This is a genomic window from Lacinutrix venerupis (genome assembly GCF_001971745.1).
Lineage (GTDB): Bacteria > Bacteroidota > Bacteroidia > Flavobacteriales > Flavobacteriaceae > Lacinutrix > Lacinutrix venerupis.
Window position 1 is genome coordinate 278,427 of record NZ_CP019352.1, and the last position, 14,582, is coordinate 293,008.

Below are 14,582 nucleotides of genomic sequence, written 5' to 3' on the forward strand. Positions count from 1 at the left end.
CAGTCCCAAACCTATCGAAAATTATATAGCCAAATGTACCATAGCTTAATTGCTTTGTTATGCAAAATGTAAGTTTAAAAGCTTTATAATTTGACTCAAATTTATCATAAACTGCCTACGTTATGAATTCAGATTTATTTCTTTTAAACCAATATAAAAAAGTAAAGAAAACTTTTAAACTTATAGGAAATATAATGTATTTAACTAAAAAAGTATTTATGCTATAATCCTTTGGGTATAGCATTAATTAACTTTTTTGTGTATTCTTTTTTTGGTGAGTTATAAATAATATCAGCATCATCTAATTCTTCAATTTTCCCTTTATTCATAACCAATAATTGGTCACTTATATATTTTACCACGGCAAGGTCGTGAGAGATAAATATATAAGTAAAATTAAATTTCTCTTTCAATTCGTTTAATAAATTTAATACTTGCGCTTGAACAGAGATATCTAAAGCAGAAACAGATTCGTCACAAATTATTAATTTAGGTTGTAATGCAACAGTTCTAGCAATGCCTATTCTTTGTCTTTGTCCTCCAGAAAATTCGTGTGGATATCTGTTAAAATGAGAAGCATCAAGGCCTACGCGTTCTAAAATTTCAATAGCCTTATCTCGTCTTTCATCAGTATTATTATATAAATTATGAACAACCATAGGTTCTATAATAGCCTCTCCTACAGTTAACCTAGGATTTAAAGAAGAATAGGGATCTTGGAAAATTATTTGAATATCTTTTCTTAGCTTTTTAACTTCAGAAGCCGATAAGTTAACAATGTCTTTACTTTTAAACAAAACATGTCCTTTAGTAGGTTTATCTAAAAGTAAAATAGCATTTCCTAATGTAGATTTTCCACAGCCAGATTCTCCTACTAAACCAAGTGTTTCTCCTTCATATAATTTAAAACTAACATTATTAACAGCTTTAAAATTCTCTGCTTTAGAAAACAATCCAGATTTTGAAATATATTCTTTTTCAAGATTAACAACTTCTAATAAAGGCGTCTTACTATATATTTTTTCATGATTTTTAGCTCTTATTTCAGAAGTTATTTCTTCGTTTAATACATTGCTATTCATAACGTCATTAATAGTTGGTAGTCTTTTTAACCTTGTGGTTAAGGATGGTCTAGAGTTTATTAATGCTTTAGTATAGTCGTGTTTTGGATTTTTAAATATAGCTTCAACCGTATTTTGTTCTACAATTTTACCTTTATACATAACTAAAACACGATTTGCAATTTGAGAAATCAACGATAAATCATGAGTTATAAAAATAATACTCATTTTAGTTTCAGTTTGCAATTCTTTTAAAAGAGCTATTATATCATTTTGTACAGTAACATCTAAAGCTGTTGTTGGTTCATCTGCAATTAAAATTTGTGGTTTGCAAGCAATAGCCATAGCTATCATTACACGTTGTTTTTGACCACCAGAAATTTCATGTGGGTAAGAATTATAAACACGGAAAGGATCTGGTAGTTTTACTTTTTCGAATAATAAGAGTGTTTCTGCTTTAATATCTTTTTTAGATAATTTTGTATGCTGAAACAATATTTCTTCAACTTGTTTACCACAAGTCATAGATGGATTTAAAGAGCTCATTGGCTCTTGAAAAATCATGGCTATTTTTTTTCCTCTTATAAACTGAAAAGCTTTTGGTGTTAGTGTGGTTAAATCATTTTCTTCAAAAAGAATATTTCCAGAAGTTATTTTTGAAATTTTTTTAGGAAGCAGCCCTAAAATAGCCAATGAAGATACCGATTTTCCAGAACCAGACTCGCCAACAATGCCTAGTATTTCGTTAGTTTTTAAATAATATGAAATGTTATGAATGATTCTGTTTTCTTTCTTACTAGAAAAAAATGAAACAGATAAATTGTTTATAGAAAGTAAGTGATTCATGTTTAGTAAAAATAGAATTTTTACACGAAAAATTACGGTAAATGCCGTAATCAATTGCAAATGTTAAAAAAATTAACAGTTTTTTAGCGAAAAAACCGAAAATTAAATATGTATTCTATTTTATTTTAATACATTTCTTATCGATTTAATAAAATTTTGATTAATATTTTAAACATTTCACATGAAAAAAACAATTACATTATCAATTATGAGTTTTTTATTTGCGTTTTGTGCTTTTGCACAAGTGGATAGAGAATGTGCTACAATGAAAAATTTGGAGTATAGAAAACAAAATGATCCTCAGCTTGCTCAACGCATGGAAGACATTGAAACGTTTACAAGACAGAAACTACAACAAATGGATAGTAATAGCCAAAATAAAGTAGTAGGAGATATAATAACATTGCCGGTTGTAATACATGTACTGTATAGAAATGCTACCGAGAATATTAGCGTAGCACAAATACAGTCTCAATTAGATGTTTTAAACGAAGATTTTAGAAGAACTAATCCAGATGCAGATAATACATGGTCACAAGCAGCAGACACTCAAATAGAGTTTTGTCTTGCAACTGTAGATCCTAATGGAAATGCTACTACTGGAATTACAAGAAAATCTACAACACGTCGTGATTGGGGAACTAGTGACGACATGAAACGATCTTCTACAGGAGGAATAGATCCTTGGGATACTAGTCAGTATTTAAATATGTGGGTTGTACCACAAATGTTAAGTAATGGTGGTACTATTTTGGGTTATGCTCAATTTCCAGGTGGAAGTGCAGCAACAGATGGTGTTGTAATGGGTTACAACTATTTTGGAAGAGTGGGCGCAGTAAGTGCTCCTTTTGATGGCGGTAGAACAACAACTCACGAAGTAGGTCATTTTTTAAATCTTCGTCATATTTGGGGAGATAGCAACTGTGGAAACGATTTTGTGAGCGATACACCAACTCATCAAACTTCTAATGGAGGTTGTCCTGTTGGTCAAGTTTCTTGTGGTTCTACAGATATGGTTCAAAATTATATGGATTATACTAATGATTCTTGTATGAACTTGTTTACTACAGGACAAAAAAATAGAATGCGTGCAGTATTAGAAGCTGGAGGAGTTAGACGTTCTTTAGCATTATCAGATAAATGTGGAGCAGTAGCACAACCAACGTGTACAGACGGTATACAAAACGGAGATGAAACTGGAGTAGATTGTGGAGGTTCTTGTACTCCATGTCAAACAGGTACACAATATTGTGCATCTCAAGGTAATAGTGTAAACGATGAGTATATTTCAAGAGTGCAAGTAGGAAGTATTAATAAATCTTCTGGAGCACAATTATATTCAGATTTCACAAGTACTTCTACAGATTTAAGTAAAGGTTCAAGTTACACAATTACGGTAACACCAACCTGGACAGGAACAACATATAGCGAAGGTTACGCAGCATGGATAGATTATAACAACGATGGAGATTTTACAGATTCTGGAGAACAAATTTTCTCTCTTGCAGCAACGCAGTCTTCTCCAGTTAGTGGGACATTTACAGTGCCAGCAGGAACTACAAGTGGAGATAAGCGTTTACGTGTATCTATGAAATATAATGGTATACCAACATCTTGCGAAACATTCTCGTATGGAGAGGTAGAGGATTATACTGTAAATATAACATCTGGAGGATCAAATCCACCAACAGGATGTACAGGAGCAATTTCATCTTTCCCATATAGTGAAAGTTTCGAGTCTAATTTTGGATTATGGACTCAAGGATCTGGAGACGATTTTAATTGGACAAGACAATCTGGGTCTACGCCTTCAAGCAATACTGGGCCATCAAGTGCAGCAGCAGGATCTCAATATGTTTATATGGAATCTTCTTCGCCTAACTATTCTACTAAACGAGCTATTTTAGTTTCTCCATGTTTTGATTTAACAGGACAAAACCAAGCAACATTTAGTTTTAAATATCACATGTATGGAGCGTCATCAATGGGAAGCTTAAATGTAGCAATAAGCACAAATAACGGTTCAACTTGGAGTACTATTTGGACTAGATCTGGAAACCAAGGAAATTCTTGGCAAGACGCTAGTATAGATTTATCTTCTTACGAAGGTAATAATGTTAGTTTAAGATTTGATGGAACTACAGGAACAACATGGCAAGGAGACATGGCTATAGATGCTATTGGTTTAAGCAATGGAGCTGCCTCATCTGATAAATGTGCTGGTGTTTCTCCTTATGTTTCAGGTCAATCATACTCGGTTGGAGACCAAGTAACTTATCAAGGCAGTTTATACGAAAGAACTTCATCTGGATGGATTAATTTAGGTGCTTGTGGAACTGCAAGAACAACAGACGAAGGTTTTGTAGAATATTTAGGAGTTAATATTTCAGTCTATCCAAATCCAGTAAAAGGAAACATACTGTTTGTTAAATCTAATATAGAAAACTTACCATTTACTATTGTGAATATGTTAGGTCAACAAGTAGCAAAAGGAACTTCGGCTCAAGGTGTTAATGTTGCAAATCTTGAATCAGGAATGTACATGATTCAGTTTAACGTGAACAATACAACCGAAACAAGAAAGTTTATTAAGCAATAAGTTTAAGACTTGTTATTAAAAATAAAAGCCCAAACGTTAGTTTGGGCTTTTTTAATTTACACTATTTATTTTTTATAAAATCAAGCTATAATATTATTTTGAATAAGCACCAGAAGAATAGGTTAACTCATAACTATGTGTATAAATCTCGAAAACAATTCCAAAAGGATCTTCTACATAGCACATTTTAAATGGCTTATCATTTGGATAATATTCTCTAATTGGCATTCTCTGTTTTCCTCCGTAAGATATTATTTTTTCAATAAGCGACTCAATATTAGGATCTTGTATGCAAAAATGAAAAAGTCCAGTATTAAAAGGATTAAATTCAGGAGCTTCTTTAATTCCGTTTGGAAAAGAAAATAATTCAATTCCAATACCATCTGAAGTTGCTAAATGAGCAATTTCAAATTCTGTCCAATCATCACCAAAAACATCAATACACATTTGGCCAATAGCAGTATCTGTTTCCTTTTTTACTTTTGAAGGCTCCATAATTACATACCAACCCATTACTTCAGAATAGAATTTTACAGCCTCTTCTATATTTGGTACAGTTAAACCAATGTGTGAAAATGATTTTGGATAATTTTTATTTGTTGTCATAATTTATATTTTAGATTACAAAATTAATTTATATTTGCCTTATTAGCAATAACTTACCTAAAAGTACTATAGTTACTTAAACGAGTAAAATAATGATAATCAATAATATAAAGTTTAAAATTTGAATAAAGAAAATAGTTGTCCATTAAATTATACAATGAATTTAATAGGTACAAAATGGAAGCCTTTAATTTTATTTCATTTGTTAGAAGGAAGTTTACGTTCTGGAGTATTACAAAAGAAAATTCCTGGTATTTCAAATAAAATGTTTACACAAACAGTTAGAGATTTAGAAAAAGACGGACTTATTTATAGAAAAGTTTTTCCAGTAGTTCCTCCTAAAGTTGAATATAGTTTGAGTAAAAGAGGTCAATCTCTTGAAGCTATTTTAAGAAGTTTAGATAATTGGGGACTTGAAGATTGTAAAAGGTAATTAAGTTGAGATTATACGTGAATAATTTCATCATCGCTTAAAATACTTTCACCTCGTAATCTTAAAAAAATCTGAGCTACTGCAATGGTATCTTTTTCACAATAGATAATTATACGGTCAATATCTTTGTCTTTATAGTAGGTTTTATATACTTCGCTACCATCAATATCGTCTTTTGGAGATGGTATGCCTAAAACGTTTGTCATTAATTTTAGCGAAGTGTATGTTTTATAGTCTCCAAACTTCCATAATTCTAAAGTATCGAGATGAGGTACTTCCCAAGGTTTTTTTCCAAAGAGATTAAGTTTATATGGTAACTCAATATTATTTATAATCATACGTCTGGCAATGTATGGAAAATCAAACTCCTTACCATTGTGAGCGCACAATAAATGTTTAGCTTGGCTAAAATGAGAAATTATTAAATTTTTAAACTCTTTTAAAAGTGTAGCTTCTTCGCCATAAAAAGAAGTTGTACGAAACAGTCGTGTATCTCCTTGAATTGTAAAATAACCTACCGAAATGCATATAATTTTACCAAACTCTGCCCAAATACCAGCACGGTCGTAAAACTCTTCTGGAGAAAATTCTTCTTTACGTTGGTATCGCGACTTAGCTTCCCATAGCTCTTGCTTGGTTTGGTCTAATTCAGAAAAATTTTCAGTTTCTGGAACTGTTTCAATATCTAAAAATAAAATATTTTCTAAGTTGAGTTTAGAAATCATAGCATACTATACAAAAACAAATGTTTTTAAAATTAGTTTTTATTTTGGTTTAACATCTTATAAGCCTCATCAATATAAAGTGAAATATCTTTTGTATAATGTCCAATACCAGCATCTGGTGATTTTTGGTGTCCTAAACGAACAATGATTATATTATCTTCTGGCTGCACTATAACGTATTGTCCTAAGTGTCCACGCATCATTTTAAAATCTTTTCCATTATGGTTTTTAAGCCACCAACCGTAACCATAAACAGGATCAAATTTTGGTGTTAAAGATTTTGCAACAAAAGCAGAATCTAAAACCTGTTTTCCATTCCATTTTCCATGGTCTTTATATAGTTTACCAAAACGCGCAAAATCTTTAGCATTGCTGGCAATGCAACAATACGCTTTTACTAAATCATGATCATCACTATCTACCTGCCATAATGTTTGGTTTTCGCTACCTAAAGGTTTCCAAAAGCTTTCTTCTAAATATGTGTATAATTTTTTGCCTGTAGCTTTTTCAATTACCATTGCTAACATTTGTGTATCGCCACTAGCGTATTTAAAAGCTTTTCCTGGTTCTTCTACTACTTTTAAACCATTCATAACTTTAGCTAAATCATCATCAAAATAAGCACGTGTTGTAATAGATAATGGAGAGTAATAGGCTTCATCCCAATTAGTACCAGAACTCATTGTAGATAAATCTCCAACCGTCATTTTTGTCGCTAAGCCACCACAAAATTCTGGTAGAAAATCGCAAACAGGTTGGTCTTCACTTTTTATGTAGCCTTCCATTATTGCTTTTCCCATTAGTCCAGATACATAACTTTTTGCCATTGAAAACGAATTAGATTTTGAGTTTTCATTATAACCATCATAATAGTTTTCAAACCAAATACTATCGTTTTTAATAATTACATAAGCTATAGTTCCCCAATCTTTATTGGCTTTATTTAAAGTTTCAGTTTCTGTAGCGGTATTATAATTTTTATGGTTTGGCCAAGGTTGAGGTGTACCAATATCTATGGTGCGGTTATCGAATTTTTTATAGTCGTCTAAAAAGGCTGTTGTGTAACCTCGCATATAAATGGTGCGAACGGCTTTTATTAAATAATCTGTATCTGTAATGTAAAGTATGGCAATAAGTAAGCCAAATAGTACTACAAGTACTTTTAAGAGGTTTTTTAGAAATTTCATTTAGTTAATTTAATTTGAAAATAAGATACTAATAATTTTTTATTGCGCAGTATTTTGTTGTTGTTTTCTTTGTTTTAGTTTTTGTTTATAGTGAGACTTTGTTGCGGCATACATAGTCTTTTCAATTTCAGCAAATACTATGTTGTCTGTATTTTTTAAGGTTAATTTCTTGGTGATATTAACTTCGTTTTTAAGTTTTATTTCGCTTTTTATAGCTTCAATTTCTTCATCTAAAAAAATAAACTCTGCATAAATAGTTTCTTTTGCAGGTCGTTTATATTTTATACTTGCTGCTTTATCCCAAACAACAAAGTCATCACCAAGTATTTGTATAAGTTGTATCATATAAATGGGATCTGTTGCACTTAGCATAGAGCCTCCAAAAATAGAGCCCGCATAATTACGATTTTTCCAACTGGGTTTTAACCTGATTTTTACGTACTGTAAATTATCACTAACCTGGATTAATTTTGCTGTACTTCGTTTATACATTGGAGACCAATTAAAACCATATTTATAAATAGTAGACGTTTTAAAAAAACGTTTTAAAAAGTTGGTTATAATTCTGTACATTAAAATAAACGTTGTTGTTTATAAGGGCTTTCGTGTTCTAATAGCCATTGTTTTCTATGTAAGCCACCAGCGTAACCAGTTAAGCTACTATCGCTACCAATAACACGATGACAAGGAACAATTATCCAAAGTGGATTTTTACCATTGGCATTTGCAACGGCTCTAATGGCTTTTTCGTCTCCTAACTGTCTTGATAATTGTAAGTATGATGTTGTTTTTCCGTAAGGAATAGTTTGTAAAGCAGCCCAAACACGTTCTTGAAAGATGGTTCCTTTTGGATTTAATTTTAAGCTAAATATCTCGCGCTCTCCTTGAAAGTATTCTTTTAATTGAAGTACACAATCCTCTAAAACTTCAGGAATAATATCGGATACTTTTTCGTTTTTATTTAGTACAGAAACCGAAGCAATACCATCTTGATCACCAACAATTTTAGTGATGCCTAAAGGTGAATTGATATAGCAGGTTTCTTGTTCCATTTATTGATTTTCCTCTATGTTTTCTATAATACCCAGCTTTTTGGCTCTTGCCTCCCAGTTTTTTCTGGCTTGATGTTGTAAGTCGCTAACATTATCGCTTTCGTCCATTATTTCTAAACCAAGAAGCGTTTCTATAACATCTTCCATAGTTACCAAACCACTAACAGTTCCATATTCATCTACTACTGAGGCAAGGTGATTTCTACCTTCTACAAGTTTTTCGAATAAGGTTGGAATAGGTGTTTCACGATCTACATGTACAATGTTTCTTTTTAATTCGGAAAGTTTTTTAGAACCATTACCTAAAGCCATTTCTTTAAATATTTCATCTTTTAAAACAAGACCTTTTATATTGTCTTCGGTATCTTGAAAAACAGGAATACGAGAAAATCGCACATTCATATTTTTATTAAAAAAATCTTCAACTGTTGTAGTTTCGTTTTCTATTTTCATAACAGTTCTTGGCGTCATGATATCTTTAACAAGTACTTCTTTAAATGTTAAAAGGTTTTTAATTATTTTACTTTCATTATCAACAAAAACACCTTCTTCATGTGCCATATCTGCCATAACTAAAAAGCCTTCTCTACTTAAAACACTACCATGACCTTTACCACCAATTAGTTTTGTTGTAAGTTGCATAATCCATAATAGTCCAGTCCATTTTAAAGGGAAAATTAAAATATTAAGTGCTTTGGTTGTAAAATTAGCTAAGCTTTTCCAATAGGTTGCACCAATGGTTTTTGGGATAATTTCTGAAGCGACTAAAATTAAAATTGTCATTACTGCCGAAACAATAAACACGCCGTAACCATCACCATTTCCATATAAACCTTCTGCTTCTTTACCTACTAAAATTGCACCAACAGTGTGCGCAATTGTATTTAAGGTAAGTATGGCTATTAAAGGTCTGTCTACATCTTTTTTTAAAGCTTCTAATGCTAAAGCATAGCTTTTGCCTTCCTGTTTTTTAACGTTTATAAATGTTGGTGTTACACTTAGAAGTACAGCTTCTAAAATAGAACATAAAAAAGAGAAAAATATGGAGATAACTCCGTAAAATATTAATAATCCCATGGACTTTTTAAATTAATGTTGTTGCTAATTTACGATATTAATTTTACAACATCCTTAGCAAAATAACTAGCAATTATATCTGCGCCGGCGCGTTTAATAGCTGTAACCTGTTCCATCATTACAGCGTCGTGGTTAAGCCAACCTTTTTCGGCAGCTGCTTTTAGCATAGCATATTCTCCAGAAACTTGATATACTGCAACAGGAACATCGACTTCGTTTTTAATTTCTCGAACAATATCTAAATAGCATAAACCTGGTTTAACCATTACAATATCTGCGCCTTCATCTATATCCATTTCGGTTTCACGAATGGCTTCAAAACGGTTAGCATAATCCATCTGATACGTTTTTTTGTCTTTTGGTATTTCTTGTGCATCTACAGGAGCAGAATCTAACGCATCACGAAATGGGCCATAAAAAGCTGATGCATATTTTGCCGAATAACTCATGATACCGGTGTCTGTAAAACCTTCGTCTTCTAAGGTTTCTCTAATTGCAAGAATTCGCCCATCCATCATATCACTTGGAGCAACAAAATCTGCTCCAGCTTGAGCATGAGATAAGCTCATTTCGGCTAAAACTTCAACGGTGTCATCATTTACAATTTTACCATTTTCAATAATACCATCATGCCCAAAAGATGAATATGGGTCAAGTGCAACATCCGTCATCACCAACATATCTGGACATACGTTTTTAACTGTTTTAATAGCACGTTGCATTAATCCATCTGGATTTAAAGCTTCGGTTCCTTTGTTGTCTTTTAAGTTATCAGGTACTTTTACAAATAGTAAAACCGATTTTAAACCTAGTTTCCAAAGTTCTTTTACTTCAGCTTCTAATAAATCTAAACTATAGCGATAATAATTTGGCATAGAGGCAATTTCTTCTTTTATACCTTTACCTTCAACCACAAAAAGTGGTACTAAAAAATCGTTTGGTGAAATAATAGTTTCTCTAACTAAACTTCTAATAGCTTTATTTGTTCTTAAGCGTCTGTTTCTTCTAATTGGATACATAGTTTTTATTACTTTTATCGAATACAAAGTTAAACATTAAAACCCATTTTTAGAATTGATTGAATCCTTAGATGCTTTAAAATTTATTTTTCCTTGGAGAAGCTACCAGGCAAAACTGCTAAAGCATTTTGAAAGCCATATGGCAGACAATCATTTTCATGTAATTGCTCCTCCAGGCTCTGGAAAAACTATTTTAGGAATTGAGATTTTTAAACGTTTAGGAAAGAAAACATTAGTATTGGCACCAACATTAACCATTAGAAATCAATGGAAAGATAGGTTGCAAACTTTTTTTTCTGAAAACAAAAAATTTAATAGTTTTTCTTTTGATATTAAAGCACCAAGTGACGTTACATTTGCTACCTACCAATCGCTACATGCTTTTTATAAAACATTTGAAGATAAAAAAGATTACTACCAATTTTTTAAAACCTATGAAATTGAAACGCTTGTTTTAGACGAAGCACACCATTTAAAAAATGCTTGGTGGACGTGCTTAATGGATTTAAAAAATAATAGTGATTTCTATATGGTATCGTTAACAGCAACACCGCCTTACGATAGTAGTAGAGCAGAAGTTTCTAAATATTTTACACTTTGTGGCGAGGTAGATGATGAAATTGCTGTGCCAGATTTGGTTAAAGAAGGCGATTTATGCGCGCACCAAGATTATGTTTATTTTTCTAAACCAGAAGCTGTTGAAATAAATTTTATAGTTGAATTTAGACAAAAAATAGCCGATTTTAAAGATCAGCTTTTAAAAGATGACAATTTTATAAACTTTCTACAAAATCACCGATATTATAAAAACCCTAATTGGCATTTAGATGAGTTGTACGCAAATACCGAGTACTTATCATCTATATTTATAACATTAAATGCTTGTGGTTTAACTATAAATGAAAAGAAATTGGAGATTCTTGGTTTCGAAAAAAATGAAGAGATTAAATTTCCAAACCTTGAATTAAACTGGTTAGAAATTTTGTTTCAGAATATATTAGTTGAAGACAGAGAACAATTATACGAGCATGAAGCATATTTAAAAAAGCTAGAAAAGCAACTTAGGCTTTTACATGTTTTCGATAAAAAAAAGGTAGACTTTGTAGGTAAAGATTTAATTTATAAGTCACTAGCTAATAGTCCAAGAAAACTAAAAAGTATTGTAAGTATTATAAATTCTGAAAGCACTTATTTAAAAGAAAATTTACGCTGTGTTATTCTTACAGATTACATTAGAAAAGAATTTTTAACAACTAAAGATATCACTACTATAAATAAAATAGGAGTGATGTCTATTTTCCAATATGTGCGTTGTTATTGTGAAAATAATAAATCGTTAGCAGTGCTTTCTGGAAGCATTGTTATTATTCATAAATCTGTTTTAGAGTGTTTATTTGAAATAGAAAAAAGAGAAGATTTTTTAATAAAACCTTTAGAGGTCGATAATTCTTTTGTGCAAATTACACCAAATACAAATGCTAAAAAATCGATAGTTAGTAGTATTACTAAATTATTTGAAGAAGGTACAATTAAAGTACTCGTAGGAACAAAATCTTTATTGGGTGAAGGTTGGGATGCGCCTTCTATAAACAGTTTAATTTTGGCATCTTTTGTTGGCTCGTTTGTATCGTCTAATCAAATGCGAGGTAGAGCAATTAGAACAAATGCTAATATGCCAAATAAAACAGGAAATATATGGCATTTGGCAAGCATAGATCCCACACAAACTGATGGAGGAAGAGAGGTTGAAATATTAAAACGCCGTTTTGAAGCCTTTGTTGGTGTTACAGAAAACGATATTCCGTTTATTTCTAATGGCTTTGAACGTTTATATTTTCTAGAGAATATTCTACCAGAACAGATTGATGGATTAAATAAGCATACTCTAAATCAAGCAAAGCAAAGAAATAATGTTATTGCTAAATGGGAAACCAGTATTGGAAGCGGCACAAAATTAACAAGACAGTTAAAATTATTTCATTTTGGTAAAATGCCTTTTAAAAAGCAAAAACAGATATATTATTTTGATGCATTACGCTTTTTTATAGCAGAAATTATTATTGCATTTATGTTATTTTATGTAGAATTTGTGGTTTATAGTTTTAAACTTATTTTACAAAAAGGTGCTCTTTATTTTATTTATTCTCTACTAGTAGCTCTTTTTTTAACCTTTGGCTATAAGTTTTACAAAGCATTTAAGTTGTATTTACGTTATGGTTTTCTATATAAAAAAATTAGCAAAATGGGACAGACGGTTTTAGATACTTTAAACGATTTAAAACTTCTTAACACTAATATTAATAATGTTTATGTAACCTCTCAGATTTATGGCAGAGGCGATGTTGTTTGTAATTTAGTAGGAGCAAATGCTTTAGAAAATTCTATTTTTAATAAAGCACTTACTCAGCTATTAGAACCTATAAATTCTCCACGCTATTTAATTGTGAAAACAAATTTATTTAGAAAAAAATTAGATGTAGAAAGTTTTTATTCTGTTCCAGATGTTTTTGGAGATAAAAAAGAAAATGCATTATTATTTCAAAAAAACTGGAGAAAATATCTAGGTCGAAATAAGCTAATTTACACGAGACGATTTGATGGTAGAAAACTCTTATTAAAAGCAAGATTGTATAATGTTTATAATGCTTTTACTAAGAAAACTAAAGAGGTTTTAGTTTGGAAGTAGCTTTAAGCAAAACCTAAGTAATACCATTGTTCATCTTCTTTTACAAAAGCAGATTTTTCATGTATAACATCTACTTTTCCATTTTCGTAAAAATAAGCATTAAAGGTAACGGTACCTTTGTTGTGGCTTTTTAAACCTGTTGTTGTATCTAGAATTTCTAATTTAATCCATTGCACAGATTTTGCCCATTTTACAATGGCTTTCTTTTCTTTTATAGGTCTTGTAGATTTATGGTGCGTTTGCATTAAATAATCGCCATTTGCTAATACAAAAGCACTGTAACGAGACCGCATTAATTGTTCGGCAGTTTCGGTTTTTCCATTATTTAAATGAAATACTTCGCAGCAAGTTTTATAGCTTTTATTATTTCCGCAGTAGCAATTCATATTACACCCAATCTACAGGATTTTTTAATACTTTAATTAGTTTTTCTTCTTCGCTACCAGGTTCTGGATTATGGTCGTAAACCCATTGAACGTGCGGAGGCAAACTCATTAAAATACTTTCTATTCTACCATTTGTTTTTAAACCGAAAAGGGTGCCTTTATCGTGTACCAAATTAAATTCTACATAGCGACCACGACGAATTTCTTGCCAATCGCGTTGTGCTTTGGTGTATGGTAAATCTTTTCTTTTTTCCATTATAGGAAGATATGCCGAAATGAAACTATTACCAACTTCTGTTACAAAATCGTACCAGTTTTTCATGTTTATTTCTTCAGTAGCTTTACAATAATCGAAAAATAAACCACCAACACCTCGACCTTCGTTTCTATGAGTATTATAAAAATACTCGTCGCAACGTGCTTTATATTTAGGGTAGAATTCTGGATTGTGTTTGTTGCATGCTGTTTTACAGGTTTGGTGAAAGTGTTTCGCATCTTCTTCAAACAGATAGTAAGGTGTTAAATCTTGACCGCCACCAAACCATTGGTCTACAATATTACCGTCTTGATCATACATTTCAAAATAGCGCCAATTTGCATGAACGGTTGGAACCATTGGGTTTTTTGGGTGAATAACTAGACTTAATCCGCAGGCAAAAAAATCGGCATCTTCTACACCAAAATATTTTTGCATAGAGTCTGGCAGTTTACCATGTACACCAGAAATATTTACACCACCTTTTTCTATAACATTACCGTTTTCTATAACTCGTGTTCTTCCTCCACCACCTTCAGGACGTTTCCAAATATCTTCTTGAAATTTGGCTTTACCGTCTATGGTTTCAAAAGCGGCAGTAATAGTGTCTTGTAATTCGTGTATGTAGTTAAAGAATTTATCTTTCATA

At 31.5% G+C, this 14,582-nt stretch carries 13 protein-coding genes; 3 read left to right on the top strand and 10 right to left on the bottom strand.

Features of this window, described 5'->3' with window-relative positions; all coding sequences use genetic code 11:
- Positions 1-221 precede the first annotated feature (221 nt).
- Positions 222-1,907: an ABC transporter ATP-binding protein gene (locus BWR22_RS01255; RefSeq protein WP_076731633.1), complete on the bottom strand. Its 1,686-nt coding sequence runs from the start codon at positions 1,905-1,907 to the stop codon at positions 222-224.
- A gap of 181 nt (positions 1,908-2,088) precedes the next feature.
- On the opposite strand from BWR22_RS01255, the gene BWR22_RS01260 reads away from it, so the two are divergent.
- Positions 2,089-4,506, top strand: coding sequence for a GEVED domain-containing protein (locus BWR22_RS01260; RefSeq protein WP_076731634.1), 2,418 nt, complete (start codon positions 2,089-2,091; stop codon positions 4,504-4,506).
- Between the two features lie 93 nt (positions 4,507-4,599).
- Here BWR22_RS01260 and BWR22_RS01265 read toward each other — a convergent pair whose 3' ends face one another.
- The gene (locus BWR22_RS01265) at positions 4,600-5,112 is read right to left on the bottom strand and encodes a VOC family protein (RefSeq protein WP_076731635.1); all 513 of its coding nucleotides are present in this window, start codon (positions 5,110-5,112) and stop codon (positions 4,600-4,602) included.
- 157 nt (positions 5,113-5,269) lie between these two features.
- On the opposite strand from BWR22_RS01265, the gene BWR22_RS01270 reads away from it, so the two are divergent.
- On the top strand, positions 5,270-5,545 hold the full coding sequence (locus tag BWR22_RS01270; protein WP_198033400.1) for a winged helix-turn-helix transcriptional regulator: 276 nt from the start codon (positions 5,270-5,272) through the stop codon (positions 5,543-5,545).
- An 11-nt stretch (positions 5,546-5,556) separates the two neighbouring features.
- Here the strand turns inward: BWR22_RS01270 and BWR22_RS01275 are convergent, their stop codons facing one another.
- The 6 genes from BWR22_RS01275 to hemB are packed head-to-tail and all read right to left on the bottom strand — an operon-like array spanning position 5,557 to position 10,605.
- Positions 5,557-6,270: a 3'-5' exonuclease gene (locus BWR22_RS01275; protein WP_076731637.1), complete on the bottom strand. Its 714-nt coding sequence runs from the start codon at positions 6,268-6,270 to the stop codon at positions 5,557-5,559.
- A gap of 32 nt (positions 6,271-6,302) precedes the next feature.
- Entirely contained in the window at positions 6,303-7,457 is a 1,155-nt protein-coding gene (locus BWR22_RS01280) for a serine hydrolase domain-containing protein (protein ID WP_076731638.1), read from the bottom strand.
- A 39-nt stretch (positions 7,458-7,496) separates the two neighbouring features.
- The gene (locus tag BWR22_RS01285) at positions 7,497-8,030 is read right to left on the bottom strand and encodes a DUF4442 domain-containing protein (protein WP_076731639.1); all 534 of its coding nucleotides are present in this window, start codon (positions 8,028-8,030) and stop codon (positions 7,497-7,499) included.
- A complete protein-coding gene (locus BWR22_RS01290) occupies positions 8,030-8,509 on the bottom strand; it encodes a methylated-DNA--[protein]-cysteine S-methyltransferase (protein WP_076731640.1) in 480 nt (159 codons plus the stop codon). The genes BWR22_RS01285 and BWR22_RS01290 overlap by 1 nt, the downstream gene beginning before the upstream one ends.
- The gene (locus tag BWR22_RS01295) at positions 8,510-9,586 is read right to left on the bottom strand and encodes a CNNM domain-containing protein (protein WP_076731641.1); all 1,077 of its coding nucleotides are present in this window, start codon (positions 9,584-9,586) and stop codon (positions 8,510-8,512) included.
- 29 nt (positions 9,587-9,615) lie between these two features.
- Positions 9,616-10,605: a porphobilinogen synthase gene (gene hemB, locus BWR22_RS01300; RefSeq protein ID WP_076731642.1), complete on the bottom strand. Its 990-nt coding sequence runs from the start codon at positions 10,603-10,605 to the stop codon at positions 9,616-9,618.
- Positions 10,606-10,660: 55 nt separating this feature from the next.
- On the opposite strand from hemB, the gene BWR22_RS01305 reads away from it, so the two are divergent.
- Positions 10,661-13,291, top strand: coding sequence for a DEAD/DEAH box helicase family protein (locus BWR22_RS01305; RefSeq protein WP_076731643.1), 2,631 nt, complete (start codon positions 10,661-10,663; stop codon positions 13,289-13,291).
- Between the two features lie 2 nt (positions 13,292-13,293).
- On the opposite strand, the gene BWR22_RS01310 is transcribed toward BWR22_RS01305, so the two are convergent.
- A complete protein-coding gene (locus BWR22_RS01310; RefSeq protein WP_076731644.1) occupies positions 13,294-13,677 on the bottom strand; it encodes a YchJ family protein in 384 nt (127 codons plus the stop codon).
- A gap of 1 nt (position 13,678) precedes the next feature.
- On the bottom strand, positions 13,679-14,581 hold the full coding sequence (hemF, locus tag BWR22_RS01315; protein ID WP_076731645.1) for an oxygen-dependent coproporphyrinogen oxidase: 903 nt from the start codon (positions 14,579-14,581) through the stop codon (positions 13,679-13,681).
- Between the last annotated feature and the right edge of the window lies 1 nt (position 14,582).